Raw genomic sequence first — 26381 nt, 5'->3', positions numbered from 1 at the left:
ACTTGCTACACTAATAAGGTTTTTATTTTGTAGGTTAAGCTATTATGACTTTAGGCTCTCCCATCCCGCTTTTTGATAATTTAGTCTTTTCTGATCCTAAACAAGCTCAGCAATATCTTAGCCACCAAACACAGAAACTTCCTTTTGCAAAAGGCGATTATCAGCAAGCACTGCAGTTTCTATATAGCTATCGCGGCAGTGATGCCACGTTTAACGCTTATAGGCGTGAGGTTGAACGATTGCTGCAATGGAGTTGGTTTGTCGCCAATAAATCCATCAAAGAAATTCGCCGCGATGACTTTGAGACATTTGTTAGCTTTTGCCAAAAGCCGCCCAAACATTGGATAGGCACAAAAACAGTCGCCCGCTATATTGAACAGGAAGGCACTCGAAAACCACATCCTGAGTGGAAACCCTTTGTCGCTACGGTCAGCAAATTAGCCAGCCGTGAAGGCACTGTGCCCGAAATAAAGAAATTTATTTTATCGCAAAAGAGTTTGCAGGCCATTTTTGCCATCTGCGGTAGTTTTTATAATTATCTCATCCAAGAAGACTACATAGGCTTCAATCCCGTTGCTCAAATTCGACAAAAAAGTAAATTTATTCGTCAACAAACAACAAAAATGATTATTCGCCGCCTCAGTGAATTGCAGTGGTCTTATGTCATTGAAACAGTAGAAATACTGGCGCAACAAACACCGCTGCAACACGAACGCAGTTTATTTATTATGAAAGCGCTTTACGGCATGTACTTACGTGTTTCTGAATTAGCGGCCTCCACGCGTTGGGAGCCACAGATGGGTCATTTCCAAAAAGATAACGATGGCAATTGGTGGTTTATGACAGTCGGTAAAGGTAATAAAGAACGCTTAATCAGTGTGAGCGATGATATGCTCAAAGCGCTAAAGCGCTATCGCCAATACTTAGGGTTATCGGCACTCCCCAGTCGTGGCGAAAAAACACCTTTAATTAGTAAATCGGGTAGCAATGCGCCGCTTGGCAGTACGCGTCAAATTCGTAGCATTGTACAAAGCTGTTTTGATGCCGCCTTCGAGCGTATGGTCGAAGATGGCTTAAAAGAAGAAGCCATAGAGTTAAAAACCGCGACGGTACATTGGTTACGACATACCGGTATTTCAGAAGATGTAAAACACCGGCCTCGCGAACACGTTCGCGACGATGCGGGTCATAGTTCCAGCGCTGTTACCGACAAATACATCGATGTAGAAATGCGCGCCCGACATGCTTCTGCAAAAAAGAAAAAATTAGATCCCTTGGCTTAAACCCAATCTCTAGGCACTAAAAACTGTTCGGTTAGTGTTGATTCCACAGAACCTGCTTCGGGTTGCCAATTGTATTTCCAATTCGCAACCGGCGGCATAGAGATCAAAATAGATTCTACACGCCCACCACTTTGCAAACCAAATAAGGTACCGCGATCATAAATCAGATTAAACTCTACGTATCGACTGCGCCGGTAGGCTTGAAACTGTCGTTCTCGTTCAGCATACGGCTTGTCTTTATGCCGCTGCATAATCGGTAAATACGCCTTTAAAAAATGATCGCCTATGCTTTGCATAAACTGAAAACAGGTCTGAAAATCCCAGTGATTTAAATCATCAAAAAAAAGACCGCCTACACCACGCGACTCTTTTCGATGTTTTAAATAAAAATACTCATCACAATTTTTTTTATATTGCGGATAAACCTCTTCGCCAAAAGGATCACAGGCAGCTTTAGCCACTTGATGCCAGTGTTGGCAATCTTCTAGAACAGGATAATACGGCGTTAAATCAAAGCCGCCACCAAACCACCAAACGGGCGCTTCCTTAGGACTTCGCTTGAGCGTAATAAAACGTAAATTCATATGCACAGCGGGCACATAGGGATTTCGTGGGTGAATGACTAAAGAAAGACCCAAAGCTTGGAAAGGGGTGGCATTAAATTGGGGATGTCGTGCCGTGGCACTGGGCGGTAAGTTAGCACCCGAAATATGCGAAAAGTTAACCGCGCCTCGTTCAATCACAGTACCTTCCGACAAAACGCAGGTCTTTCCACCTCCGCCTTCTTCGCGCAACCAATCATCAGCGATAAATGTCTCTTTGCTATCTTCCGTTTCTAAGCTTAAACAAATTTTTGCTTGTAACTGTAATAAATAATCTTTGATCGTTGGGATTATTAGGTCATAATTCATTTTTTATATTCTGCTTATTAAAGTCACGCGGAGAAATAATAACGAATGGCCTGGATTAAAGCTTTCCATATCATTGCCATGGTCGCCTGGTTTGCCGGCCTATTCTATCTGCCACGCTTGTTTGTCTATCATGCGCAAGCCAATGACGCTACCAGCATAGCGCGCTTTAAAATAATGGAGCGTAGACTCTATTATTTTATCATGCTCCCAGCGGCTTTAATAACCGTGCTACTAGGGGTCTGGTTAATCACTTATTCACCTGCGTATTATTTACACGCCCGATGGATGCAAGCAAAACTATTTTGCGTGCTGCTACTGATTATTTTTCATGTTTATTGTGGAAAAGTATGCCGGGATTTTAAACACGATAAAAACAAGCGCTCTAGTCTATTTTATCGATTTTTTAATGAGTTTCCGACGTTAATGCTGATTACTATCATCCTTGTTGCCGAAATAAGACCTTTTTAGACACCCTGCCCCTATGAAGGGCAGGATCCCAAATTTTATTGAATTAAAGCTCGACCATTTCAAAGTCTTCTTTCATCGCCCCACATTCAGGACAACGCCATGTCAGTGGAATATCTTCCCAACGGGTTCCTGGAGCAAGCCCTTCGTCTTCGTCTCCTTTTTCCTCATCGTAAACCCACCCGCATAGTAAACACATGTACTTTCTAAATACTTGAGCATTTTCTTGCATTTTTCAACTCTTTTTAAATAGCGCTACGCTAAAGCAATAACCACTGAGTACTCTATTTAGTACCCACCGGCTTAGAATATAAAGAAATTCATTCGTTTTAGCAAAATTTTTATGCTTGCCTTAAGCCTATAGAAAGCTCATCCGAATTTGAAACCTCCTGCGCTTGTTGTGGATTTACCTTAAAAAAAGCAAACAGCTTGAATGTTTTTCTAGAAAATACCGTCTGGTAAGCATCTTGCATCGCGGCCACAAAAGAAGATTTCGTGGGAATCGATTTTTCTGAAACAACTTCGTTTTCATGGTGCAATAACGGTGCCACCGATTTAACTTTATTTTCTTGGACGCTAGGCGTCGAGGGTAAACAGAGGTTAATTAGATTGACCGTTAGCATGTAACCCAATGTTTTCATCATCGGTAAAAAATACCATTGCAGAAATAATTGGTTGAATTTATCCGTTAATTCAGGCAAGAATTGTGGCTGCCCCGTCAATGTCCATAGATTAGAAAAACCATATTCTAATTCGGTGATACTCAAAAAAAGCATCAGCGAGATAAATTTTTCTGCAGGTACAGTGGCTTTATTTTTTAAACTATTTTTTATAGTCCCCTCCAAAAAAGAAGCACCGGCTATTAAGGAGAAATTCAAAAGTTCAAAATAATCCAAATACCATAAAGCGACTCGTGGCAATACTTTTAGCCCCGATTTTACATAAGCATGTAACGACGTACTATCAACTGCTCCTTCTAAAACACCCTGAGCAAAAGGGATTGTTATACAATAATTAACTTGCATACCCAAGCTAGATGACGGCTTTGCGTGTTTAGTTTGCCGCTGTGCTAAAAAAGGCACTTCTCTAGAAACCTTGCGACCTGAAAGATTAGCTAAACTAGCGTTGACATCCAATAAAAAAGAAACAAGACAGGTTTTATTCGCTTCTCCATTCAAAAAAACAAAACTTAGATTACGCTCCGTCGTATCTTCAACTAAAAACATACAATGTTGAACCGGTATATAGCTTTCCAACGTACTATTAACCCAGCCGCAACTTAATCTTTTTTCAATGGGATAGGCAACCGCCTGACACGTGTCTACTAAATCGATATAAAAATCTTCTAGTCCTTCTTCCATAAGATAAACAGCGTGGCTTTTTCCTAGCAGCACTCTATTTTTAACTTTTATATCTTCCACTAACAATCTAAGACTATACACCCATTTATTTGTATGCTGGCTAAAAATAACCGGAACCTCATATTCGCCCACTAACTCTAATACACCATGAATAAAACAATCATAATCTACACTTAAGCGTTCAACCAAATTAGGAACTTTGTGTTTTTGTAAAGAGCAACTCAAAGGGTAATTATTCAAATTAACGATTTTTAATGCATCCGTAAGATTCTTAGAAAAAAGCTCATCTTTTTTAATCATTAAGGTCACATTTTCTTGCTGCAAAAGAGGATAATTAAAATTTTCAACATGCTTCAGTGTATTTATCATCTTTATAAACTTTAATTTATCTTCTTTTGCTAGGTACATCCCATCAACAAAATAGTAATTTGGAAAGTTAAAATGATTACCTACTAAACTATCGGGTGCTATATGATAAATAGCAGTCGCCAACGCAAGCAAATCTTGATAGGTATAAACAAAATATTTTCCTGCATACTTATCTAATAAGTAGAAATAATTATGTTTTATCTCTTCGCTAACTTTATAGCTATCCAATAACTCACTAATACGCGTTCTATTTAGAATACGGTATTCTTTATAGGCATCGACAGGGTAGTGTTGAATTGAAAAAGGTGAAATTAAGGTATAATTGTCTACCGGATAGTTACCATAATTATAAACGTCCAGAAGTGTTGTTAACGGTGGCATTCCCCGTCCGGGATTGAATATATCAGCCGGCTTAGGTTTCCTAGTCGGAAATATTCCATTGGTATTGTCAATAGTATGCGCATGCTTAACACCAAATAAATGGTTGAATTCATGCTGAATCAACCCCAAAAATATTCGTGAAAATTTTCTATACTGTTGATTACACGCTATCTCTGCAAAAGGCGGCAGCGTAGTGTTATTGTCAGGCGCAAATGCCGTATAAAAACCAGAAAATTCAGCATTATAAAAATGATTAAAATTAACCTTACATCCTATTTTATCTTGAGCATTCCTAGGTTTATAATAGTTAAAAACAATATGGTTTCTATGTTTAAATTTTAAATAGTCTCTATCTATAGCGCAATTTTCTAGATACACGCCCATTTCAACCGGCTGATAAACCAAACGTGCCAAACCTAAGCGATTAAAATTTTCTACCGCTACTTCAATAAACTCTTTATATTCTAAATCTTCTGAGATGAGAGTCGAATAATCGTAAGTCAACGTCAAAAGCTCGCCTTTATTGCTAGCCCATTTATCTTTCAAGTCCTCTTTATCATCCAAAAGAAAACGTTTTTTTCGAATCACTTCTTTTTTTGACACAGAAAATCCCTGCCTTTAATAAAAGTTAAATAATTAACTATAGGAAATTAAAAATAAATAAAAGTCAGCAGTCGCCAGATCATGCGAGGATTAGAAAAGATATCCTTCAATCATTCAGCTTTTTTTAGCAAAAGCTCCTTTTTATTTATTATATTGAACGAAACAAGAAAACGATTGCGTTTCTTATTTCGGGCGCGGATTGTAACACAAGAAATAGAAATAATGTTTATTAAGCTACTTTGTTAATATCAAACAACGCATTAATAAATTCTTCAGATGAAAAGGGTTGTAAATCCTCGACACCTTCACCTACACCGGTAAAACGAATCGGTAGCTTAAGTTTCTTAGCAATTGAAAAAATCACGCCGCCTTTTGCAGAACCATCCAGTTTAGTCAGTACGACGCCGGTCAATTGAATGGCCTTATGAAAAACCTCAGCTTGTACTAAGGAGTTTTGTCCAATGCTAGCATCCAGCACTAATAATGTTTCATGTGGCGCTGTTGCATCTAACTTCGCTAATACTTTCTTTACCTTATGCAATTCTTGCATTAAGTTATCTTTGGTATGTAAACGACCTGCCGTATCCGCAATCAACACATCGATATTTCTTGCTTTAGCCGCCTGCAAAGCATCGTAAATCACCGAAGCACTATCCGCCCCTTGGTGTTGCGCTATCAACGGCAGCTGATTTCGCTCTGCCCATACCGCCAATTGTTCTGTCGCCGCGGCACGAAAGGTATCGCCTGCCGCCAACATCACTTGTTTGCCTTGTTGTTTAAAATAATGTGCTAATTTTCCTATCGTGGTCGTTTTCCCAACCCCATTAACGCCCACAACCAAAATCACAAACGGTTTATGTTCGGGATTTATTTGCAATGGTTGCTCACACGCCTGTAACAAACTCATTAAATGTTGTTGTAATACATCCCAAACGGCCTTTCCATCTGCTAACTGATTGCGTTTTAACTGCTGATTTAAGGCATCAATAATTTCTTCAGTAACAGCAGCGCCTACATCGGAACTCAACAGTAAATTTTCAATCTCTTCGATTAAATCGGCATCAACGGTTTTTCTACCTAATACCAAATTGGCAAGGCCTTCGACCAACTGGTGGCGAGTTTTCTGCAAACTTTCTTTTAAGCGCCCAAAAAAAGCGGGCTTTTTTGGTTGCGCCTGATTCTCAGGCGTCTCTTTTCTTTTTAAAAATTTAAACATACGCTAACCACCTTCTTGTGACTTTATTTTAGCTTCGGCTGAATAATAAATGACACGAGCCGCTTAACGCAATAAACTATGACATTAAGCAAATTACTCAGTTTCGAATTATGAAAAAAGGCCAAGTGCGGATTATCGGTGGCCAATGGCGCGGAAGAAAATTAAATTTCCCCGCCACAGCTGATTTACGCCCTACACCCAATCGTATACGAGAAACTCTATTTAATTGGTTAGGCCCGATGCTGCCCGATGCCCATTGTTTAGATTTGTTTGCCGGAAGCGGCGCATTAGGCTTTGAAGCCCTTTCTCGGGGTGCTAAATCCGTTACCTTTATAGAGCAATCTCTACCCTTGTTCCGTTATTTAAAAGCGCAGATAAAACAATTAGCGGTCGAAGACAAGGCCGCTGTCTATCATATTGACTTCCCCTTTAACGCCGCTCGTTTGTTTAAATCACAAAACCCTGGTTTCAATATCGTATTGCTTGACCCGCCCTTCCACAAGAACCTCATTGAGTCAGCGTGTACCTGGCTAGTCAAAGAAAAGTTACTAATTGAAAAAAGTGCTATTTATATAGAGTCAGAAGCCACGTTAGAAGAATTTTCTTTAGCTGAAAATTGGCAAATAAGCCATTGCAAAACAGCCGGCCAAGTCAAGTATGCCTTGATTAGAACAGACACTTGACTTTATATACCCTTCTTGCTTCAATGCGCGCTAGGCGTATAGGGTTTTTTAGCTAATAAAATAAGATATCATGAAAAAAATAACAGCGGTGTTTCTGATGAGTTTATTGGGGGGTTGTTCCACCACACAAAATTTATCAAGCTCCATTACGCCTTCTTCTATTAGTCCGCAATCGAATGACACGGCTGCCATTCAGCTCGCTGAAGCGGCTCGTTCGGTCAGTCAATCACTAAACGACCTTAAAACCATTGAAAAGGCTTCTAACCCACCGGTTAAAGCATTGCCTTACCCTACGTCATCTGGCTTAGAAAAAATCACCGCTTCCGTCGATTGGTCGGGTCCTATTGAGCCATTATTAGAACGTATTGCAAAACTAGCTAATTATAAACTCGAAGTCATTGGTCATCATCCGGCTATCCCCGTATTAGTGACCATTTCCTCACAAAATACACCCCTGTCCTATATCGTACGCAATGCCGATCTACAAGCCGGTGTAAAAGCCAACATAGCCGTATACCCCGGCATCCAAACGATAGAATTACGCTATGCTAAAAATTAAGTTTAGACATCTTACTTATTTTTTTAGTTTTTTATTATCAGCCTCTTTAGCAGGTTGTAGCACTGTCGCACCTAATTATAAGACCGTTGGGAACCTAAATAATTTATCGCAGTTACAAGATTTACATGCCGCCGTCGTAACCGCTAAAAAAGCGGATATGAACAAACTACATGCGCAAGCGTTACAAGACGTCGCGATGAGTGTCGGTGCTCAAGCCGGACTGGCATGGCGGTCTAAAGCGGTTAATACCCTCTTAACAAAGAACGCCAGCTATCTTGATCATATTTTTAACTTTAATTTAATGCTACTTGAACATAATGTCGTGCCACCGGTACTCGTTCAAGGCAATAGTTCATTAAATTTGGCGGACCCACGAACCTTACGCATTAACGATCGCGTTTATCAAATTATTAGCCAAGCGCATTTTACGACGACTCCACCACAATGGCGTAACTACCTATGGATGGACTATCAAGCACCTGACATGCCATTACCGGCTTTTCTACCTAAAACCGCTGAAGAGCGTGCTATTTGGCGAACGTATGCCACCTTAGGTTGGAAAGATGGTATTAACCAAGCGAACTCAATTTTTAGTGATAACTTAGCACGTCTAACCAGGGACTATACCGGCATGCTGCTTTATCGCTCGCTCTTATTGAAAGGCATGGTAAGCAAGCCTTTTGTAGCACAAACGGATCTAGGCGTGACGGGTGATGATTCTGACTTACATATTAATGATCAGATCTTCAGAATCACTTCATTGCCTAAATTACAACCTAAAGCCAGCCAATGGAACCCGGTCGTTACCAATGATAGCAGCCCAACTCAGCAATGAACCGGTACGTTTTACGCCGGCTTGCTTGGCTGATCTACTGATTCATTGTCAAAAACTTTCCGCTTCTGACATCACCTTACAAACGGGCGAACCTGTTTTTGCCGAAGTCTATGGTCGTTTGCTAAGAATAACGCGACGTAAACTATCGAATACCGAAGTTTCTGAAATACTCAACCTGATTTATGGACCCAATGGCAGCGCACAAATTTTAAGTGGTGTTGATATCGATACCCATTACGAATTTCGTCCGAATCGAAATGAACGCTATCGTTTTCGTGTTAATGCAACCGGCTGTTTAGTCGAAGGTCATGATGCGATTCAAATTACCTTCCGAACCATTCCCAGCACACCGCCCAAGCTGGCCGAACTCAATTTAGAACCAGCGCTGATACAGTCCTTATCGCCCTCACAAGGTATTATTTATGTCACCGGTTCAACCGGTTCAGGAAAAAGTACCTTATTAGCGGCGATTATCCGTGATCTGGCTGAAAAAGAAGACAGTCACCGTAAAATCCTTACGTATGAAGCACCGATTGAATTTGTCTATGATGCGATAGATAAACCGAGCGCCATCGTCAGTCAATCTGAAATTCCAAGACATTTACCTTCGTTTGCGGCGGGTGTACGGAATGCCCTGCGTCGTAAACCCCGACTTATCTTAGTCGGAGAAGCACGTGATCCAGAAACCATTGGTGCCGCTATAGAAGCCGCATTAACAGGCCACCCTGTTTACACCACACTGCATAGTAACGGTGTGGCCGAAACACTACGCCGATTAGTGAATTCCTTTCCTGCTGACGAAGCGTATGGTCGAATGATCGATATTATTGAAACCATCCGCGTGGTCGTTTGGCAACAACTTGTTCCCACGAAGGATGGCAAACGCATCGCATTGCGTGAATTTTTAATTTTTGATGAAAAATTACGTGATCAGTTAATTGATTCTAAACTTGAAAATATTAGTGCGACCACACGGCGTTTACTAAGAGAGCATGGACAACCGATGTCCGTCGATGCAAAACGCAAATTCGATGCTGGCCTTATTCCCGAGCGCGAATACAAACGTTTAATCATGACCGAAGAACGAGCCAGTCAAGATGCTTGAAGCTAATCTATGCGCACAGCCATTGGATGTTTGGCAACCGACTGCCTCATTAAACATGCTACATTTACGTGCTCGTCTCTTAAGCCGTATTCGACAGTTTTTTGCAGAACGGCAAGTCTTAGAAGTAGAAACACCCCTGCTTTCACAAGCAACCGTCACAGATAAACACTTACAGAGCTTCCAAACCGACTATCATTTTTCAAACCCCGAACAAAAACAAACGCTTTATTTACAAACTTCGCCTGAATTTGCCATGAAACGCTTACTCGCTGCCGGCAGTGGCGCTATTTATCAACTGTGTAAAGCATTTCGTAATCAAGGCGAATCGGGCCGTACTCATAACCCTGAGTTTACGATGTTAGAGTGGTACAGACCTGGCTTTAACCATCATGATCTCATGGATGAAATGGAAAGCTTACTTAAAATTATCCCCGATTGCCCCAGCGCGCAACGTTTCAGCTATGCGGAATTATTTCAGCACTATCTGCAAATTGATCCGCATCAAGCATCGATTGAACAATTAAAACAAACGGCACATCGTTTTAATCTCGGTACGGAAAATTTAGCTGCGCTAGAAAAAGATGATTGGTTGAATCTCTTAATGACACATTGCATCGAACCGCAATTACCAAAACATCCGGTCTTTATTTATGACTTTCCCGCTTCACAAGCGGCGTTAGCCCGCATACGGCCTGGAAAACCTGCCCTGGCTGAACGCTTCGAAGTGTATGTGCAAGGATTAGAACTAGCGAATGGGTTCCATGAACTCAGTTCAGCATCTGAACAACGTCAACGCTTTAAGAGTGATTTAATACAACGTGAAAAAGCTGGCTATCCGCTGCCGCCTATCGATGAACGCCTCTTAGCCGCCTTAGAACAGGGTCTTCCGGATTGTGCGGGTGTAGCACTCGGGATAGACCGACTTATCATGCTAGCAACCGGGAAGAACGCTATAAATGAAGTACTTAGCTTTCCTATAGAGCGCGCTTAAATCATTTCGTCATTGCGAGCGCGAAGCGCGCGGCAATCCAGATAAATGACAATAAGTACGGTTTAACTAAAGTAAGAGCTCTGAATAATATTAGCGCCCGCGGCTTGCATCTCTTTAATCGCGATAGCGCCATCTTCTGGGTTTAAATTAACCGCACGACATCCATCTTCAATCAAATAAGTTTTAAATCCAAGCTGACAAGCATCCAGTACCGTATATTTAACACAATAATCCAAGGCCAAACCCATGATATATACATCACTCACATGCTGCATTTTTAAATAATCACCTAAACCAGTTGGTTTACGATGGCCATTATCAAAAAAACCACTATAGCTATCAATACAGGGATCAGAACCTTTTTGAAATATCTTCGTTAGGCTATCCTGCTGAAGATCAGCAACCAATGCCGCGCCCTCTGTTCCTTGCACGCAATGCACTGGCCATAAAACCTGCGGCAATCCGGCTAACTCAATACGATCACCGACTGATTTACCCGGATGGTTAACCGCAAAGCTACCATGATTGCTCGGATGCCAATCTTGCGTGGCGACAATGCATTCAAAATGCGATGGTAATGCATTCGCAATGGCAATCACTTCATTACCCTGGGGTACCGCTAAACTTCCCTTTGGTATAAAGTCATTTTGAAGATCGACCAGGATCAGTGCTTTTGTCATATAGAAAGTAATTTTTTTAAGTTTTACTTAAGCCATTATATATTATAATGGCTAATGTTATTTAGTTATCAATCTTCAAAAGATATACAGCCAAGGTGAACAATATAATGAATTTAGAAGATTTCACAACGCTAAAAACCCGCGGCGATGGTAATTGCCTCTTTAGGTCTATTATCCAATCTTTGCTTGTTCAAGGTCTTATAAAAAATGAAAAAATAGAGGTAATGAAATTTATTCATGGTCTCGTACAGCGAACAAAGGAAGACCTCGAATTGAATGACATGGAATTTAGAACTGAGTATAAAGATGAGGTATCTCAATACAATGCCCAAGTAGAAGGATCAACGTTAAAATTAAGCAAGCCTGTAACTTTTAATAATTTCATTGCAGAATATAACAACCTATCCCTTGAAAACCTGAGCAATCTTTTAAATGATAATGAACCCGTTCTTTATTATTTAAGCGCTTGTTTACGAAAGGACATACTTTCATATCATGTCGAAAACGGAGCGGGGCAAAATCTGATAAATGACTTCGGTTCTTTACATACGCATGCAGATATAATCAATTGTTCTGCCTATTTAAATGAACATAAAATAAAAATATTCGTCGCTACAGAGGGCGATAACCCTAACTCAAGCCTCTCTAATTATTCTGCTCTTTATGATGCAAATGGGGAAAAAACTTATAAAATTGATATCCATCTTAAATATACAACTCAGGAGGGTGGACCGCATTATGATGCATTACTGCTGACTAAAGAGCTGGATCTTAAACAAGGTGAAACCATTGCAAGAAAATTTCATCTTGATAAAAACAAAATGCCTGAGGAAAGACTTCAAATTGAAGAGGAAGAAGAAGAAGATGATGATGATGATGAGGTAACACTTGCGCAAAATTTGCCAATAAAAGAAAGCGAAATGCCTGAGGAAAGACTTCAGACTGAAGCAGATGAAGAAATTGTAAAAAAACTTCAGGTTGAAAAAGGTGTAACACTTGCAAAAACTCTGCAAATGGAAGAAATAGAATGCTTTGCGGAAAAATTTAAATCATCTGGCAACAAAAATAACCAGTCTTTTATCAACGATGTTATTAAAAGTTTAAGATTAGACAATGAATTAGACGCTGAGCAATTAAGTCGCTTACATGCTCTGCAAACCATAAAAGAAGTGGTCGAATCATTACAGTCTATTATTAATGAAACAGGATACTCTTCCCAGTTTAAGGAACAAATACAAAATCATTCTTTTTTCTCAACCCCAACCCACAGGCCAGAAATAGCCGATACGGCTCAAACGCTGGGTTCAACACCGGCTATTAAATGTCATTGAAGAGATGACTGTAACTAGCACTTATTTCGAAAAGCCTTTTGCTTTTAAAATAAGTTGTAGTTTTAACTCGTAGAGCTTTTCCTCTAAACCTACCGGGTATTGATGCGGGTTTAAAAGTCGTCGAATGGTTTCATCGAATTGTTTAAGCTCGCTTTTGGTTTTTTCTTGCGTCATTTTCAGTGAAGGCCTTTTATAAACTAACTGACCTTTTCTAAAGATAGGTTGCATCAATTCACGATAAGGCGTATCGCGTGGAATTAAACAGCGTCGAGTCGAATCTAAAGGATCAATAATCGTACAAGACTCGGAAATCCCTTGCTGTTCATCATAAATAACATCCGCCATAGCCTGTTTACACTCAGTGTCCCAATAGAAACGACGCACGGATAAAATACCCGGTGTTGAAATCTTGACGGCCTGTTCAGACAATTTAACTTTATATTCCCATTCGGCTTTTTTAGACGATTTAATAGCGCTTAATTTATAAACGCCTTCTAGCGCGGGTTGTTCATACGCCGTTATTAAATGCGTACCTACGCCCCAGGTATTAATCTTAGCGCCCTGCCCTTTTAAACTGGCAATCACAGAGGGATTTAAATCGTTACTTCCTACAATCAGACTGTCTTTGTAACCGGCTTTATCTAAAAGATGACGTGCTTCTTTACTCAAATAAGCTAAATCACCCGAATCTAAACGCACGCCCGCTAAATGGAATCCTTGCGGTTTTAATTCATCCGCAACCTTGATCGCATTTTTTACACCCTCTAAGGTGTTATAGGTATCTACTAAAAAAATGCAGCGGTCCGGAAAAGTTTTTGCATAGGCACGAAAAGCATCTAATTCAGATTCAAAACATAAAACCCAGCTATGTGCATGGGTGCCTCGTACAGGAATATCAAATAGCTTGCCCGCCAACACATTGGAGGTTGCTATACAACCGCCAATATAAGCAGCACGACTTGCCATCACTGCACCATCAAATCCTTGAGCACGGCGCAATCCAAATTCAAATACCGGCTCATCATTTGCCGCTTGAACAATGCGCGCGGCACTAGTCGCAATTAAAGTTTGGAAATTGATGATATTCAATAAAATACTTTCGAGTAATTGGCATTGTAATAAAGGGCCTTTAATGCGTAACAAAGGTTCATGAGCAAAGACTACCGAACCTTCTTCTATGGCATCAATATCACAACTGAATTTAAGCTGACTCAGATAATCCAAAAAAGGCTTACTAAATAAAGCCTGCTCCTTCGAATCTTTCAGTCCCGCTAAATAATCAATATCTTCTTTAGAGAAATGAAACAAAGCGAGATAGTCAATGAGCGTGCCTAAACCCGCACTAATCGCATAACCACCCGTAAAAGGCGCTTTACGAAAACTATGGTAAAAAACGGCTTCGTGCTCATGAAGATCGGCCTGCCAATAGCCATAAGCCATGGTAAGCTGATAAAAATCAGTTAATAAAACGAGCGATGATTTATAAAGTTGGTGTAATGAATTCGACATATTGTAATTATAGATGAAATAATCCCCGCAAGGGCGGACATCTTACCGCCCTTGAGTAAAAACTAACCACCCATTTGTTTTTCTCGAATTTCATCCACGGTTTTGCAATCGATACATAAAGTGGCTGTGGGCCGCGCTTCTAAGCGACGAATACCAATTTCAATGCCACAGGAGTCACAAAAGCCATAATGTCCTTCATCTAGCTGATGTAAGGCATCTTCAATTTTCTTGATTAACTTGCGCTCACGATCTCTAGCGCGTAGTTCTAGGTTAAATTCCTCTTCTTGCGTAGCACGATCACTGATATCGGGCAAAGAAGCACCCTCGTCCTGTAAATGATGTACAGTACGTCCCATATCTTTCAACAACATTCGTTTGCGTTGGAGCAATAATCGTCTAAAGTGCGACTGTTGGTCTGCACTCATGTAGTCTTCCCCAGGCCGTTCCTTATAAGGCGCTATATTTAAATCAGTGTCTTTCACTGATTCTGACCTTATTTCTGCTAATGGAGCTTGTTTTTGTATCCGTTTCTTCAATTTTTTAGGTTCTGCCATTTTAGTTTCTTGTGATGGTTGTTGTTCTACTACAGGTAGCGCCTGGGAATCAGACTTTGCTTGCCTTTGTTTTTTTTTAGCGGTTGCCCGAATAACTTTCGTCACCTCTGGAACCGTACTCGCTTTCTTTTTTACACTTCTAGGTTTTCTATTGATTTTAGTACGCGAGGTTTTCGACGTTTTTTTCGAGGTTTTGCTTTTACTAGGCTTTTTTTTTACCGCCGTCTTTCTTTTAGCAGGCTTTCTACGTGTCGCTGTTTTTCGTTTACGAGTGGTACCCGCTTTTGTCTTTCTGCGTGTCGTTGTCTTCCGTTTACGAGTGGTACCTGCTTTTGTCTTTCTACGACGTTTAACAGTGGTTTTGTTTACCGCTGTTTTTCTTTTACGACGACGTACTGGCTTAGCAGCTGTTGTCGCTCTTTTCTTTCTTCTCGTAGATTTTTTACGTGTTGTAGTCGTGGATTTTTTTGCAGCTGTTGTGCGGCGTTTACGTCGCTTTGGAGCTGCAGCTTTTCTCACTGCCATAAAAAGTTCTCCTTGAGAATTTACAATCTGCCGGAATTGGCGTACTCAAAAAAACCAAACACATCTATACCAAAAATAATTCTGCATGGCAATCACTTCTAATTCTTACGAACCCTACCATGCATTTTCTTTTTATTAATGGTTTATAGATCATATTTTCAATTAATGCCATTTTCCACTACTAACTCGTTGGTGACCGGCTAAATCCTTATGTTGTTGTGGACTATGGTAGCCGTATTTCAAAAAAAACTGATGAACAAACTCGGCTTGATCATAGCCATGTTCTAAAAATAATTGTCCGCCTGGTACTAGGTAATGACAGGATTGCCGGATAATGGTTTCTAAGTGTTTTAAGCCATTTTTATCGGCAATTAATGCTGTTTTTGGCTCGAACGTTAAAGCCAATTCAGATCGAAGATGGAGATCACGCTTAGAAAGATAAGGCGGATTACTGACAATCACATCAAACTGTTCACCTGTCTGAAACGCATCGCACCAATCACCTTGGCGCCACCCAACATTTTTTATGTCATGACGCCGTCTATTCCGTTCAGCAAGCTGTAACGCATCGCGGTAATAGTCTGTAGCCAGGAGTTGCCAAGCGGGTCTTTCTGTTGCTAATGCCAATGCAATAGCCCCTGATCCGGTTCCCAAATCGGCTATCTTTCTTGGTTCATGCGTATAGTTTTCTAGTAACAACTGAACCAATAATTCGGTTTCAGGACGTGGAATAAGCACCGTTGGATTGACTTCCAGAGAGAGAGACCAGAACTCCTGCTCACCGATTAAATAGGCGACCGGTTCTCCTTGTTTCCTGCGTCGAAGCAACTCTTTAAAAACGCTTTGCTGAGACAGCGATAGCTCTGTAGATGATGGCTGGCTGTAGAGTTGGGCACGCGTCAACCCTAAACAAATGGCCAATAAAAGCTCTACGTCTAAATAAGGGGTTGTACTGCTTGGGACTAATTCTTTGACCGCCCAACGCCATAGTGATTGTAATAACATCTAAACACTACTCAGAACTAGGATTTTGCTTGCGCCTTATATACGAAACAAAAAACAAAATAAGAAACAAGGGCAGCAAAACGGGCAATAAAACCGGAAATAAGAAAATGGCGAATACGGTCCAAGCCGCCGCAATAGCCCCTAAAACCAGCACGCCGGTCCAGGTCAAAATAAAAAACAACAAAATACTCACACAAAAGAAAAAAACCGAAGCCACCAAAAGGCCCCACACGGTTAAACTAATCGCCACCGCTCCGCCGAGCACAGCGATCGCAATATGCCCACCCAAAATAAGCAGTAACATGATGATCAATGCCCATGCTAATGATCGAAACATACCATCTCCTTCAAAAATCTATTCGCCCATCGCGGCTAATTTATCGGCCTGATACTCTCTAATCAACGATTGAATCACCGGTGATAAATGCCCCTCCATGATATCAGATAATTGATACAGGGTTAGGTTTATCCGATGATCGGTCAAGCGACCTTGTGGGAAATTATAGGTACGTATCCGTTCTGAACGATCGCCGCTCCCCACTAAGTTTCGCCGTGTTTGCGCTTCCTCTCGCTGCTGCTTTTCCTGTTGTGCCGATAACAACTTCGCTTGTAGTAAGGACATGGCACGCGCACGATTTTTATGCTGCGAACGCTCATCTTGGCATTCAACCACTAATCCTGTGGGAATATGGGTAATTCGAATCGCTGAATCTGTTTTTTGTACGTGCTGCCCACCTGCCCCCGAGGCTCTGAAGGTATCAACTTTTAAATCGGCGGGGTTAATCGTCACTTCATCAATCGTTTCTATTTCGGGCAATATAGCGACAGTGCACGTAGAGGTATGCACACGACCTTGTGCCTCTGTTTCTGGCACACGCTGTACCCGATGTGCCCCCGATTCAAATTTTAAGTGTGAATAAACATCGCTGCCTGCAATACGGGCAACAATTTCTTTATAGCCGCCTTGTTCACTCGGGCTGCTATTAACAATCTCAACCGACCATCCTTGCATCTCGGCATAACGTGAATACATACGAAATAAATCACCCGCAAAAATGGCGGCTTCATCGCCACCGGCAGCCGCACGGATTTCTAAAAATACATTGCGTTGATCATTGGGGTCTTGGGGTATCAATAAGTGCTCTAACTCAACTTCTAAGTTAGATTTTTTAAGCTGAGCCGCTTTAAGTTCTTCCTGTGCTAACTGTTGCAACTCGGGATCGGCATCCTGCAACCAATGTTCTGCTTGTGTAATGGCATTCAAGTTCGTTTGATATTGCTGAAAACATTGTACGACAGGGCCTAAGCGAACATATTCCTTAGAAAGTTCACGAAAACGATTTTGGTCATTAATAACACCAATATCGCCTAATAAGGCTGTTAATTCTTCATAACGCTCAACTAGCGCCGTAAGTCTTTTTAGTAAAGAGGTCTTCATAAGACCCTCTTTATACCTAAAGAAATGCGTCAAGTCGAGATGAGCTGACTAAAATAGGAATTCGTTTACTTACAGTAAGTCTTTCATTCTGATTCTTCGTACGCTTACTTATAAAACTACACAAGCTACCTTGATACTAAAAATTAAATCCGCTGCTAACCTTTTATGGTATGTATGAACATCTTAATTATTTGTTAATAATCCGATGTTAAATTAAGAATCGTATAAACGTATTAACTAACAGGAGAACAAACTCACCTACTCCAGCAAGAGATAAAAAACGACACCACAATAATAATAAATAATTAGGAGAATAATATGTCTACAAGTAAACGTAACTATCCAAAAAACACTATGTCACATAGTGAATACTACCAAACTCCGACCCTATTTATTGAAGCAGTGGATACGTTTATTAAAAGCACGCAAGCATTTGCAGCGAAAGTGCGCAATCAAGAACTAAGTCCCCAATTAGCTATAGGTAGTAACGCTATTCGCACTTATGTAACAAACGCAAAAGAATTCGAAAAGTTTCAACAATTCAGTAAAGATAAAAACTCCCCTAAAATTCAATATGCGCTAGCCATTGCCGCCTTAACTAAAGCACCTGGCCTATTGCAACCGTCATCAGCGCCTGACATTAACTTTAAGGATTTAACCATAACCGCTATAGGCACGCATGACGCCACAAACCCAAGTGAATTCTGGAATAGATACAGCGCACTCAGTAATGAAAATAAAGCTAAGTTTAATGAACACTTACTTGGTATCCTAGAAATACAAGAAAAATCGTTACAGCTATTAAAGGCGAATATAAAATCTCCGTCTATTCTGAAGGAATATGCGCATAGCCTCGACTTTAGTATTAGACTCATGACCATGAAAGAAGGTGGCAGTACACCACAGCAAATCAATTTGGGACTAGCTCAAAAAATAACAAAGAGAAATAAAGACATTGAACATAAAAAACAAAAGTCTTTCTCCGCTACTGTCACAAGACAATTGAAAAATATAAAAAAAATCAGTAACTCACCAGCCAAGGCATTAAAGCATCTCTGGTTAAACCTGACTGAAACACATTCAAATCAACCTGAAAAACAACAAACAGAACAGACAACTAATCAGCTAATAAATATATTACCTGGACTAGAAAATCTATTACATGAATTAAAAGGTTTAGAAAAACAACCTGAAAATATTCAGGCCAGCTGGTTATCTGACGGAATAGGCAATTTATTAGCCACTTCAAATAAACCTGACGCTAATCAGCCAGGAAATAATAAGGAAGAAGTCGCTGACAGATTAATCAGACTAGAAAATACATTCGATGAATTAATAAAACAAAAACAAAGCCATGGAGATCATAAGCTAGCGCAAATATTGGACAGATTAAAATCTGTAGTCGCTATCACCGCAAAATCGATGCAGGAAGCGAATCAGGACCTAGGAATACAATCCTCTCCTGCTAAGCACACACAGAAAAACAGTTCTACGCCTGAGAACAAAACTAAACCCACGTTTGTTTCTTATCTGGACAGCGCATTAGAAGAAAGACAGGCGGCGAATAGGCCGGTTGCTCGAGAACAGCACATAAAAACAATTTATAAAGGCCCTTCATTCTCCTTTTTCAGTGCGCAGAAAGGGACACCAACACCCCTTTCTTATCAAAAAATCGCCGAAGAAGGCACACAGGCTATGGATAATGCACCCAGAACTTCTTTCTCGTCCTAATCCATACGGATAGGCCCATCTACACTTGAAGTGGGAGCGTTCCCCCACTTCAAGTGCCCTTCTTTTCACGATGGGGATAGACCCCATACCCAGCCATAAAATTGAATCTTCCGCATTCATCAGCTATTCTAAAAAGGAGTAAGCCTCTATAGCGGGCGCTATAAGGTTTTACTGATATTACCTAAGGGGAATAGTATGAAAAAATTATTAGTAATGGCTTCAGCTATTTGCATGGGTTTATTAAGTAGCATCAATGTGGCTAATGCAGCCCACTCAGGTCAAAGTGCCTGTGCATTTGATGCACGCTTAATAAAAAAAGCGGGGTTTGTTTCTGGATCGTACTATGACTCGGCAAGTATACGTCAATTACTATCCAGAGTCGGTGCTACACCACGCGCTTGTACAAATATTGCTTCATGCCAGTATCGCTATGTATGCAGCGAATATCATTATTTAGCAACTAACAAATTAATACCTAACCGCGGTGCTACTATCTATTGGCACACATCACAACCTTTCTAATACAAAGACAATATTCGCATATCCCTTCCTTTGGAAGGGATATTTTTATCCTGCCTTTGTTATTACGTTCTCCTACTCGAAACAGAAACCGCTCACTCTCTTTCTTCCCATTCTCCTCCTGATCGCGCATTAGCAACCGCTTAGAAAAATTGCTTATGTTTTTCCTCATCGCTTGTAATATAATTATTGAAAAAGAAAAATTTTCGAAAGTATTCGTTATATTTTTGTTAGGATTTTTTTATAAACAATAAGGATTATTAATCAGCTACTACTTTAGTGTGATTGATGCGAACTGTCATGAATTCGAATTAGTTCAAGAAGCATTTGATCGTTTAATCAAGCCTGTCTATGGATCACAAGAAACTGCCATCGATGAGACAGGAAAGCATTGTGAAAGCAATGCGAAGTCGAAGAGCCCGCGATAGGCGTGCGTTGACGGGCGAAGCAGGAAACGCATCACGCCGTAAAGTCATTTGTGGGAGGCACGGGCATGAACTCCGAAGGAGTGAGTGCGTGCCGGACGCAGGACGTATCGCGGCCTAATTTCAGTCGCGTCATGCGAACGAATTTCGGGGACACGATGGCCGAAATTCTTCGGGAGCATAGCGACTCACTTGTAAAAAAATTGGCCTTGGCGCTGACAGATTATGTGAGGGGCTTTTCGTTGATAATGAACTGAAAGGAATACTCGTCTATAAAAAAGCGTTAACCACGGAAAAGTCACTCGAAATTAAGACCCTGGCATTAATTCACCCCAAAGAAAATAGTGGCAAATGTTTAGGCTCTGTGCTTTTTAATCGCGCGTTAGACGTTGCAAGACAACGGAACGCAAACAGTTTGGCATTAACTGTTTCCTCATACGATGAGACAGGAAAGCATTGTGAAAGCAATGCGAAGTCGAAGAGCCCGCGATAGGCGTGCGTTGACGGGCGAAGCAGGAAACGCATCACGCCGTAAAGTCATTTGTGGGAGGCACGGGCATGAACTCCGAAGGAGTGAGTGCGTGCCGGACGCAGGACGTATCGCGGCCTAATTTCAGTCGCGTCATGCGAACGAATTTCGGGGACACGATGGCCGAAATTCTTCGGGAGCATAGCGACTCACTTGCAAACCTGAAGCATTGAACTTTTTACAGAAAAAAGGCTTTAATATCATTGTATCTGTTAAAAACAAGTATCTCATGGGTGCAACAGAGCATGAATTGCGTTTTTCTTTACCTGCCTTGCAAACAGTCACTACCGTTACGCCAAGCGTATCAACATCGAATGCTTTGGAACGCATTAGAAATCCTTCCGATTCTTTTAACAACCTAAAATTCCATAGCTGTTTCCTCAGAAATCAATATATTTACAGCATGCTGAGGGGAGAAAAAACATGGGAAGGTCGTTGTAATACGTTTTTCTTTAAAAATTACAACGTGGGCGATACAGCCGTTTGGAAAGGCCAGGGCATTCACGCAAATACAAAAATTACACAACGTCGTGAATATAGATCCTTTGAAAGCATGTTGCAGGATATCGGATACGAAAATCTGGTTCCAAAAGCTAAGTCTTTTAAAGAACAAGTGAGTCGCTATGCTCCCAAAGAATTTCGGCCATCGTGTCCCCGAAATTCGTTCGCATGACGCGACTGAAATTAGGCCGCGATACGTCCTGCGTCCGGCACGCACTCACTCCTTCGGAGTTCATGCCCGTGCCTCCCACAAATGACTTTACGGCGTGATGCGTTTCCTGCTTCGCCCGTCAACGCACGCCTATCGCGGGCTCTTCGACTTCGCATTGCTTTCACAATGCTTTCCTGTCTCATCGGCTGTGCGAATCTATAAGAGTATACCTAACTATGAGGAACGAGCACGTAGCGCTGGCGTAGCGGCCTTCCAGGTTACCTTGTCTCAACCGGCTGAATACCACGCAGAAGCGCGGGCCTCGACCTCTTATGGAGGATAAGCAGATGAATCCTAGGGAAAACATTCGAGCCTTGTGCGACACCATCAATGTCGCACCTAAATATTTTAAACAAATTCGGGATAGAAAAAAAACAGTTGAAGGGCGACTTGCCAAAGAAAAATTTTCTGCCATGCAAGTAGGTGATTTATTGGAATTTGTATCGGGTGGCGATCGAATTCTCACCAAGATACTTGAAATAAAAAAATTTCCAACATTCAAAGAAATGCTAGAATACTATGGTGTCAATCAATGTCTGCCTGGTATCGACAACTTAGATGAGGCAGTCTCCATATACCATGCATTTCCGGGCTATCGGGATGCTGAAGTGTTGCTTGGCGTTTTGGGAATTAAAGTAGCATTAGTCAATGTTACCCTGACGTGCACGGAATCTTCTGGACCCATAGCGACAAAAAATATAGAAAAATAAAATAGATCACTCAATCAGCCCGTGTACTTCATTTATCCTCTTAAGATCTAGGCGCGCTATGCGAACAACCGCCGGGAACACAGCGGCCGACATTTTTCGTGGGCATCGCCGCTTGTTTATTTATAAACAATTTAGATCGTCTTAAATGATTGAATATGGCCTGTTTTGCGATTGGAGAAAATGTAACGGGTTTACGCGCTTTGGCTTTTAAAAGGATAGGCTTATTCGAATAGTTTGAAGCATTCAGTTTAACTTTAAAGTCATTTCTTCTTGCATTTAAAATAAGAAAAAACGCTCTACGATCGAAAACTTCCTTATTCCTCATAGCAGTATTCGCTTTTTCTATTAATACCTGCTTGTGCTCCATAAAATATTCTTTTTTTCCAGTTTTAGTGTTTTTTAACAAGGCTTTGTAAATATCTTTTACCTCTTCCGTAAAACCACTTTCTCTATCTGACATAAAATAAAATAAATCTGAATTTAAAAACCACGCTATATGTTTAGAAGTCACCATTTTATAAGAAAAGATAGATGTTAACTCTTCTAATTCTTCAATAAAAAGTTCAAAAGCAGAGTCTTTTTGACTTGGATTTTCCTTTTTTTCAAATTCTAACTCTTTAATTAAATAATCTTCTAGCCTCGAAAGTAAGCTAAGCATGGCCATTTCAGCTTGCTCCGCATCTTTAATTTTATTATCAAGTATTTTTAAAAAGCAGGGGTCCGTATCAAGCTTAAATTGCCTGCAAAAAGGATTTGCTTGTAGCGCGCCAATCGCTTGCCGTAGCAAATCTGGAAAAAGAGCACCCTGCACCAAGGCTTTAAAACTTTCATATCCCCTAAGTAACGCTTTTTTATCAGGCACATTGCTAGAAGCTAGTCGCCTCACTAATTCATTAAGCCTGATCTTTGTATTCATAAACAGTGGCTCTCCTTTTTATACTAAATCACGTATCATAATAATTATTTATTATTAAGATTTCCTCAAGCTCTAATTGAACATAAAATAAACAAGTTCAAGCTTATTAATTTTAGTGATAGACTAAACTCTAAAAAAACCCCTGCAATAAAAAGCATGCTGATTTCTGAGCTAACTTTTTAACACTATAAACTATGCCAAACGCCACACCACCCGCCTCACTTTCATTCAAAGAAGGTCAAAAAAATCAATTGCAGTGTCTGGGCGCATGGACACTGGCGGGTATTAATCAAAAAACCTTGGACGTATCTTTTAGTAAAATAAATAAACAAAAAATATCGCCGCTCATTCTAGATGCCAGTGCCATTACTGCCATGGATTCGAGTGGTGCCTGGCAACTCAACCAGTGGATCAATCAACTCATCAAGCAAGGAAGCGAGATACAATTACAAGGTCTGCGTGACGAATACCAGGCCCTTTATACGGGTATACAAAAAATAGCCAAACCCTTAAAAAATACGCCTCAACGCGAAGAGCTGAAGGGTTTAGCACATCTAGGCAAAAAGACCATCGATCAATTATTGGAAGCACAATCATTTCTGCAATTTATCGGTCAATCCTTTATCGATGGCCTAACTATCCTTTTTCATCCTAAACAATTTCGCTTTAAAGCATTACTGAGTGTGCTTGAGGATACAGGGGTACGCGCATTAGGTATCATTGCCTTATTATCTTTTATGATTGGTATTGTATTAACCTATCAAATGGGTTTCCAATTAAAAAACTATGGTGCAACGCTATTCATTATCGATTTATTAGGTTTAGCCATATTGCGCGAATTTGCACCGTTACTCACCGCGATTATGATTGCTGGACGAAGTGGTTCCGCCTTCACCGCACAACTTGGCATGATGAAAATTAAAGAAGAAATTGATGCCTTAAACACCATGGGCGTCTTACCCAATCAATTATTAATTTTACCGCGAATTTGGGGATTAACCTTAGCGCTACCACTGCTCACCATATGGGCGGATATTTTTGGCATACTCGGTGGTATGGCGATGACACATTCCATGCTGCATATTGGCTATATTGATTTCCTGCGTCGTTTCTCCAAAGTGGTTGAACTTTCATCTCTTTTAATCGGCATAGGAAAAGCGCCCGTTTTTGCGCTTATTATTTCCAGTGTGGCCTGTTTTCAGGGGTTACGTGTACGTGGAAGTGCCGATAGCGTGGGAAAACAAACCACGCGTAGCGTTGTACAATCCATTTTTTTTATTATTGTAGCGGATGCACTTTTTTCCATTTTATTCAGCACGCTGAATATTTAAAGGCGTATTTATCGTCATTACGAGCGCCGCAGGCGCGCGGCAATCCAGGCAAAGACAACTATACTTTATATTATGAACGCATCAGACCTCGTCATTAAACTCGATAACGTTAAAGTATCCATTGCAGGACAATGGATACATAAAGGCATTAATCTAGAGGTTAAACGCCGCGAGATCGTTGCGATCGTCGGTAGCAGTGGTTCCGGTAAATCAACCATTCTTCGTGAAATTTTATTATTATTAACCCCGACTTCTGGCACTATTGAAGTGTTTGGAAAAAACCTTAAAAAGCTTTCCAGCGCTGAAACCATCGCTCTAAAATGCCGTTGGGGTGTTTTATTCCAGCAGTCGGCTCTTTTTACTTCTTTAACAGTTTTAGAAAATATCGCTTTTCCATTGCATGAGCACAGCCAACTCGACAATAAAACGATTAATGAACTCGCTTTATTAAAATTATCCGCCGTCGGTTTACCCCTCAGCGCCGCAATTAAATATCCTTCTGAACTCAGCGGCGGCATGCTTAAACGCACGGCTTTAGCGCGTGCTTTAGTGATGGATCCTGAATTACTGCTCTTAGATGAACTCACCGCTGGACTCGATCCACAAGGTGCCGAAGGATTTGATAAATTACTGCTAACTTTACGCGATATTTTAGGCTTAACCATTTTAATGGTCACGCATGATCTTGACACCTTATGGCAAATCACCGATAAAGTGGCTTTTTTAAGCGAAGGCACTGTTTTAGCCTTTGCCCCTATGGAAGAACTAACGCAATCAACCGATCCGGCTATACGCACCTATTTTCAAGGACCGAGAGGGCGCATTACTAAACAGTTTTATGGGGAATCTCATGGAATCTAAAATCAGCTACACACTCGTAGGCGCTTTCGTACTTATTTTAATCGTGGCGCTTATCCTTTTTATTACCTGGCTTTCAACCGGCTTTACGACCAAGCAATATAATACCTATCTAGTTATTATGAACGAATCCGTTGCCGGTATAACCACCAATTCTTCCGTAAAATACAATGGTGTCGATGTTGGGAGTGTAAAAGATATTGTTTTGTCGAGTAAAAACCCAGAACAAGTACGATTATATTTACAAATAGAAAAGCATACCCCTATCACCGCCGGTACCCGCGCAACATTGAATAGCCAAGGTTTAACCGGTATTACTTATATTTCCTTACAAGGCAGTGACAGCTATACCACCCCGCTCACTGTTTTAGCGGGTGAAAAATATCCTATTATTAAAACCAGTCCTTCACTTTTTGTACGTTTAGATACGGCCTTAAGTCAGTTAACCATTAACATGAATCAAATTACCCAAGATATTAACGGTGTACTCGGTGGAAAAAATACTGAATTATTTAGAGAAATTCTCACTAATTTAAATACCACCACCGATCATTTAGCCGCACAAAGCCACCAACTGGATACCATCTTAATCAATACCGCTAAATCAACGCGATTATTTCCTTCTTTGATCGAGACCTTAACGCAACGAACACTGCCGTCTACCAACGAAGTGTTAGATAATTTAACCCTAATGAGTGATAACTTACTTGAACTTTCGGATAGCCTAAAGCAAAATCCAGCCGTATTATTACGCGGCCAGACGGCACTGCCGCCGGGACCAGGAGAAAAATAAATGTTATACTCTTCGCACTTGAATTTTCGGCGGCGTTCCCGCTCAACTCGCAA

At 40.8% G+C, this 26381-nt stretch carries 30 protein-coding genes; 17 read left to right on the top strand and 13 right to left on the bottom strand.

The genetic code is table 11. From position 1 onward, the window contains the following. Positions 1-44: 44 nt before the first annotated feature. Positions 45-1283 (top strand): tyrosine-type recombinase/integrase, encoded by a 1239-nt coding sequence (locus tag KX723_RS03325; protein WP_218814659.1) that lies wholly within the window; start codon positions 45-47, stop codon positions 1281-1283. Here the strand turns inward: KX723_RS03325 and hemF are convergent. Further along, positions 1280-2194: an oxygen-dependent coproporphyrinogen oxidase gene (gene hemF, locus KX723_RS03320; RefSeq protein WP_218814658.1), complete on the bottom strand. Its 915-nt coding sequence runs from the start codon at positions 2192-2194 to the stop codon at positions 1280-1282. The two genes, KX723_RS03325 and hemF, sit on opposite strands and share 4 nt — an antisense overlap. Before the next feature lie 45 nt (positions 2195-2239). Between hemF and hemJ the strand changes: the two genes are divergently transcribed. Next, positions 2240-2662 (top strand): protoporphyrinogen oxidase HemJ, encoded by a 423-nt coding sequence (gene hemJ, locus KX723_RS03315; protein ID WP_218814657.1) that lies wholly within the window; start codon positions 2240-2242, stop codon positions 2660-2662. Positions 2663-2705: 43 nt separating this feature from the next. Here hemJ and KX723_RS03310 read toward each other — a convergent pair whose 3' ends face one another. The 3 genes from KX723_RS03310 to ftsY all read right to left on the bottom strand — a co-directional run bounded on the left by KX723_RS03310 (position 2706) and on the right by ftsY (position 6589). Continuing rightward, entirely contained in the window at positions 2706-2891 is a 186-nt protein-coding gene (locus tag KX723_RS03310) for a rubredoxin (protein WP_246562521.1), read from the bottom strand. A gap of 109 nt (positions 2892-3000) precedes the next feature. Continuing rightward, complete coding sequence (locus KX723_RS03305) at positions 3001-5373, bottom strand: hypothetical protein (protein ID WP_218814656.1); 2373 nt, start codon at positions 5371-5373, stop codon at positions 3001-3003. Positions 5374-5602: 229 nt separating this feature from the next. Further along, positions 5603-6589: a signal recognition particle-docking protein FtsY gene (ftsY, locus tag KX723_RS03300; RefSeq protein WP_218814655.1), complete on the bottom strand. Its 987-nt coding sequence runs from the start codon at positions 6587-6589 to the stop codon at positions 5603-5605. 110 nt (positions 6590-6699) lie between these two features. Here ftsY and rsmD point away from each other — a divergent pair, with 110 nt between their 5' ends. From rsmD to epmA, 5 genes are all read left to right on the top strand, one after another. After that, complete coding sequence (gene rsmD, locus KX723_RS03295; RefSeq protein WP_218814654.1) at positions 6700-7272, top strand: 16S rRNA (guanine(966)-N(2))-methyltransferase RsmD; 573 nt, start codon at positions 6700-6702, stop codon at positions 7270-7272. A 70-nt stretch (positions 7273-7342) separates the two neighbouring features. Beyond that, the gene (gene dotD / locus KX723_RS03290) at positions 7343-7831 is read left to right on the top strand and encodes a type IVB secretion system lipoprotein DotD (protein WP_218814653.1); all 489 of its coding nucleotides are present in this window, start codon (positions 7343-7345) and stop codon (positions 7829-7831) included. After that, positions 7818-8666, top strand: a complete 849-nt coding sequence (locus tag KX723_RS03285) for a type IV secretory system conjugative DNA transfer family protein (protein ID WP_218814652.1) — start codon at positions 7818-7820, stop codon at positions 8664-8666. Before dotD ends, KX723_RS03285 begins: the two co-directional genes overlap by 14 nt. Then, the gene (gene dotB, locus KX723_RS03280) at positions 8641-9771 is read left to right on the top strand and encodes a Dot/Icm type IV secretion system ATPase DotB (RefSeq protein ID WP_218814651.1); all 1131 of its coding nucleotides are present in this window, start codon (positions 8641-8643) and stop codon (positions 9769-9771) included. The genes KX723_RS03285 and dotB overlap by 26 nt, the downstream gene beginning before the upstream one ends. Further along, entirely contained in the window at positions 9764-10762 is a 999-nt protein-coding gene (gene epmA, locus KX723_RS03275; protein ID WP_218814650.1) for an elongation factor P--(R)-beta-lysine ligase, read from the top strand. Before dotB ends, epmA begins: the two co-directional genes overlap by 8 nt. 62 nt (positions 10763-10824) lie before the next feature. Here the strand turns inward: epmA and pncA are convergent, their stop codons facing one another. Next, positions 10825-11442 carry a bifunctional nicotinamidase/pyrazinamidase gene (gene pncA, locus KX723_RS03270; RefSeq protein ID WP_218814649.1) on the bottom strand — a complete coding sequence of 206 codons (618 nt, stop codon included), beginning with the start codon at positions 11440-11442 and terminating at the stop codon, positions 10825-10827. Between the two features lie 107 nt (positions 11443-11549). Here pncA and KX723_RS03265 point away from each other — a divergent pair, with 107 nt between their 5' ends. Continuing rightward, positions 11550-12773: an OTU domain-containing protein gene (locus KX723_RS03265; protein WP_218814648.1), complete on the top strand. Its 1224-nt coding sequence runs from the start codon at positions 11550-11552 to the stop codon at positions 12771-12773. A 21-nt stretch (positions 12774-12794) separates the two neighbouring features. On the opposite strand, the gene KX723_RS03260 is transcribed toward KX723_RS03265, so the two are convergent. From KX723_RS03260 to prfA, 5 genes are all read right to left on the bottom strand, one after another. Continuing rightward, on the bottom strand, positions 12795-14282 hold the full coding sequence (locus tag KX723_RS03260) for a nicotinate phosphoribosyltransferase (RefSeq protein WP_218814647.1): 1488 nt from the start codon (positions 14280-14282) through the stop codon (positions 12795-12797). Positions 14283-14344: 62 nt separating this feature from the next. After that, positions 14345-14836 (bottom strand): RNA polymerase-binding protein DksA, encoded by a 492-nt coding sequence (gene dksA / locus KX723_RS03255; protein WP_218814944.1) that lies wholly within the window; start codon positions 14834-14836, stop codon positions 14345-14347. Positions 14837-15523: 687 nt separating this feature from the next. Beyond that, positions 15524-16366: a peptide chain release factor N(5)-glutamine methyltransferase gene (gene prmC / locus KX723_RS03250; RefSeq protein ID WP_218814646.1), complete on the bottom strand. Its 843-nt coding sequence runs from the start codon at positions 16364-16366 to the stop codon at positions 15524-15526. A 7-nt stretch (positions 16367-16373) separates the two neighbouring features. After that, positions 16374-16703, bottom strand: a complete 330-nt coding sequence (locus KX723_RS03245) for a hypothetical protein (RefSeq protein ID WP_218814645.1) — start codon at positions 16701-16703, stop codon at positions 16374-16376. A gap of 18 nt (positions 16704-16721) precedes the next feature. Further along, positions 16722-17804, bottom strand: a complete 1083-nt coding sequence (gene prfA / locus KX723_RS03240) for a peptide chain release factor 1 (protein ID WP_218814644.1) — start codon at positions 17802-17804, stop codon at positions 16722-16724. A gap of 318 nt (positions 17805-18122) precedes the next feature. On the opposite strand from prfA, the gene KX723_RS03235 reads away from it, so the two are divergent. The 4 genes from KX723_RS03235 (at position 18123) to KX723_RS03220 (ending at position 21090) form a co-directional block, all read left to right on the top strand. Further along, entirely contained in the window at positions 18123-19535 is a 1413-nt protein-coding gene (locus KX723_RS03235) for a hypothetical protein (RefSeq protein ID WP_218814643.1), read from the top strand. A gap of 195 nt (positions 19536-19730) precedes the next feature. After that, entirely contained in the window at positions 19731-20057 is a 327-nt protein-coding gene (locus KX723_RS03230; protein ID WP_218814642.1) for a hypothetical protein, read from the top strand. 372 nt (positions 20058-20429) lie between these two features. After that, on the top strand, positions 20430-20600 hold the full coding sequence (locus KX723_RS03225) for a hypothetical protein (RefSeq protein WP_218813323.1): 171 nt from the start codon (positions 20430-20432) through the stop codon (positions 20598-20600). Positions 20601-20919: 319 nt separating this feature from the next. Then, positions 20920-21090, top strand: a complete 171-nt coding sequence (locus KX723_RS03220) for a hypothetical protein (RefSeq protein ID WP_218813323.1) — start codon at positions 20920-20922, stop codon at positions 21088-21090. An 11-nt stretch (positions 21091-21101) separates the two neighbouring features. Here the strand turns inward: KX723_RS03220 and KX723_RS03215 are convergent, their stop codons facing one another. Further along, complete coding sequence (locus KX723_RS03215) at positions 21102-21338, bottom strand: hypothetical protein (RefSeq protein ID WP_218814641.1); 237 nt, start codon at positions 21336-21338, stop codon at positions 21102-21104. 136 nt (positions 21339-21474) lie between these two features. Between KX723_RS03215 and KX723_RS09920 the strand changes: the two genes are divergently transcribed. Then, positions 21475-21681: a hypothetical protein gene (locus KX723_RS09920; RefSeq protein ID WP_218814640.1), complete on the top strand. Its 207-nt coding sequence runs from the start codon at positions 21475-21477 to the stop codon at positions 21679-21681. An 11-nt stretch (positions 21682-21692) separates the two neighbouring features. Here KX723_RS09920 and KX723_RS03205 read toward each other — a convergent pair whose 3' ends face one another. Beyond that, a complete protein-coding gene (locus tag KX723_RS03205; protein ID WP_218813323.1) occupies positions 21693-21863 on the bottom strand; it encodes a hypothetical protein in 171 nt (56 codons plus the stop codon). A 144-nt stretch (positions 21864-22007) separates the two neighbouring features. Between KX723_RS03205 and KX723_RS03200 the strand changes: the two genes are divergently transcribed. Next, on the top strand, positions 22008-22430 hold the full coding sequence (locus KX723_RS03200) for an ASCH domain-containing protein (protein WP_218814639.1): 423 nt from the start codon (positions 22008-22010) through the stop codon (positions 22428-22430). A 40-nt stretch (positions 22431-22470) separates the two neighbouring features. On the opposite strand, the gene KX723_RS03195 is transcribed toward KX723_RS03200, so the two are convergent. Beyond that, positions 22471-23346, bottom strand: a complete 876-nt coding sequence (locus KX723_RS03195; protein ID WP_218814638.1) for a hypothetical protein — start codon at positions 23344-23346, stop codon at positions 22471-22473. Positions 23347-23540: 194 nt separating this feature from the next. Between KX723_RS03195 and KX723_RS03190 the strand changes: the two genes are divergently transcribed. From KX723_RS03190 to KX723_RS03180, 3 genes are all read left to right on the top strand, one after another. Next, positions 23541-24677 carry an ABC transporter permease gene (locus KX723_RS03190; RefSeq protein WP_218814637.1) on the top strand — a complete coding sequence of 379 codons (1137 nt, stop codon included), beginning with the start codon at positions 23541-23543 and terminating at the stop codon, positions 24675-24677. A 72-nt stretch (positions 24678-24749) separates the two neighbouring features. Continuing rightward, on the top strand, positions 24750-25538 hold the full coding sequence (locus KX723_RS03185) for an ABC transporter ATP-binding protein (RefSeq protein ID WP_218814636.1): 789 nt from the start codon (positions 24750-24752) through the stop codon (positions 25536-25538). After that, positions 25528-26328 (top strand): MlaD family protein, encoded by an 801-nt coding sequence (locus KX723_RS03180; RefSeq protein WP_218814635.1) that lies wholly within the window; start codon positions 25528-25530, stop codon positions 26326-26328. The genes KX723_RS03185 and KX723_RS03180 overlap by 11 nt, the downstream gene beginning before the upstream one ends. Positions 26329-26381 lie beyond the last annotated feature (53 nt).

Source organism: Rickettsiella endosymbiont of Dermanyssus gallinae (assembly GCF_019285595.1).
Taxonomy (GTDB): domain Bacteria; phylum Pseudomonadota; class Gammaproteobacteria; order Diplorickettsiales; family Diplorickettsiaceae; genus Rickettsiella_B.
Note: the sequence above shows the minus strand (reverse complement) of the source record. Positions and strands in the feature narration are given on the sequence as shown.

Excerpts from the sequence above, each read along its gene's own strand:
- KX723_RS03215 (WP_218814641.1), bottom strand. The coding sequence starts at position 21,338 with ATGCGTTCCAAAGCATTCGATGTTGATACGCTTGGCGTAACGGTAGTG.
- KX723_RS03230 (WP_218814642.1), top strand. The coding sequence starts at position 19,731 with ATGAAAAAATTATTAGTAATGGCTTCAGCTATTTGCATGGGTTTATTA.
- ftsY (WP_218814655.1), bottom strand. The coding sequence starts at position 6,589 with ATGTTTAAATTTTTAAAAAGAAAAGAGACGCCTGAGAATCAGGCGCAA.
- KX723_RS03205 (WP_218813323.1), bottom strand. The coding sequence starts at position 21,863 with ATGAGACAGGAAAGCATTGTGAAAGCAATGCGAAGTCGAAGAGCCCGC.
- KX723_RS03180 (WP_218814635.1), top strand. The coding sequence starts at position 25,528 with ATGGAATCTAAAATCAGCTACACACTCGTAGGCGCTTTCGTACTTATT.
- epmA (WP_218814650.1), top strand. The coding sequence starts at position 9,764 with ATGCTTGAAGCTAATCTATGCGCACAGCCATTGGATGTTTGGCAACCG.
- KX723_RS03195 (WP_218814638.1), bottom strand. The coding sequence starts at position 23,346 with ATGAATACAAAGATCAGGCTTAATGAATTAGTGAGGCGACTAGCTTCT.
- rsmD (WP_218814654.1), top strand. The coding sequence starts at position 6,700 with ATGAAAAAAGGCCAAGTGCGGATTATCGGTGGCCAATGGCGCGGAAGA.
- KX723_RS03245 (WP_218814645.1), bottom strand. The coding sequence starts at position 16,703 with ATGTTTCGATCATTAGCATGGGCATTGATCATCATGTTACTGCTTATT.
- KX723_RS03310 (WP_246562521.1), bottom strand. The coding sequence starts at position 2,891 with ATGCAAGAAAATGCTCAAGTATTTAGAAAGTACATGTGTTTACTATGC.
- KX723_RS03190 (WP_218814637.1), top strand. The coding sequence starts at position 23,541 with ATGCCAAACGCCACACCACCCGCCTCACTTTCATTCAAAGAAGGTCAA.
- prfA (WP_218814644.1), bottom strand. The coding sequence starts at position 17,804 with ATGAAGACCTCTTTACTAAAAAGACTTACGGCGCTAGTTGAGCGTTAT.
- KX723_RS03325 (WP_218814659.1), top strand. The coding sequence starts at position 45 with ATGACTTTAGGCTCTCCCATCCCGCTTTTTGATAATTTAGTCTTTTCT.
- KX723_RS03285 (WP_218814652.1), top strand. The coding sequence starts at position 7,818 with ATGCTAAAAATTAAGTTTAGACATCTTACTTATTTTTTTAGTTTTTTA.
- KX723_RS03260 (WP_218814647.1), bottom strand. The coding sequence starts at position 14,282 with ATGTCGAATTCATTACACCAACTTTATAAATCATCGCTCGTTTTATTA.
- KX723_RS03200 (WP_218814639.1), top strand. The coding sequence starts at position 22,008 with ATGAATCCTAGGGAAAACATTCGAGCCTTGTGCGACACCATCAATGTC.
- KX723_RS03265 (WP_218814648.1), top strand. The coding sequence starts at position 11,550 with ATGAATTTAGAAGATTTCACAACGCTAAAAACCCGCGGCGATGGTAAT.
- dotB (WP_218814651.1), top strand. The coding sequence starts at position 8,641 with ATGATAGCAGCCCAACTCAGCAATGAACCGGTACGTTTTACGCCGGCT.
- dksA (WP_218814944.1), bottom strand. The coding sequence starts at position 14,836 with ATGGCAGAACCTAAAAAATTGAAGAAACGGATACAAAAACAAGCTCCA.
- KX723_RS03225 (WP_218813323.1), top strand. The coding sequence starts at position 20,430 with ATGAGACAGGAAAGCATTGTGAAAGCAATGCGAAGTCGAAGAGCCCGC.
- dotD (WP_218814653.1), top strand. The coding sequence starts at position 7,343 with ATGAAAAAAATAACAGCGGTGTTTCTGATGAGTTTATTGGGGGGTTGT.
- KX723_RS03185 (WP_218814636.1), top strand. The coding sequence starts at position 24,750 with ATGAACGCATCAGACCTCGTCATTAAACTCGATAACGTTAAAGTATCC.
- hemJ (WP_218814657.1), top strand. The coding sequence starts at position 2,240 with ATGGCCTGGATTAAAGCTTTCCATATCATTGCCATGGTCGCCTGGTTT.
- hemF (WP_218814658.1), bottom strand. The coding sequence starts at position 2,194 with ATGAATTATGACCTAATAATCCCAACGATCAAAGATTATTTATTACAG.
- KX723_RS03220 (WP_218813323.1), top strand. The coding sequence starts at position 20,920 with ATGAGACAGGAAAGCATTGTGAAAGCAATGCGAAGTCGAAGAGCCCGC.
- prmC (WP_218814646.1), bottom strand. The coding sequence starts at position 16,366 with ATGTTATTACAATCACTATGGCGTTGGGCGGTCAAAGAATTAGTCCCA.
- pncA (WP_218814649.1), bottom strand. The coding sequence starts at position 11,442 with ATGACAAAAGCACTGATCCTGGTCGATCTTCAAAATGACTTTATACCA.
- KX723_RS03235 (WP_218814643.1), top strand. The coding sequence starts at position 18,123 with ATGTCTACAAGTAAACGTAACTATCCAAAAAACACTATGTCACATAGT.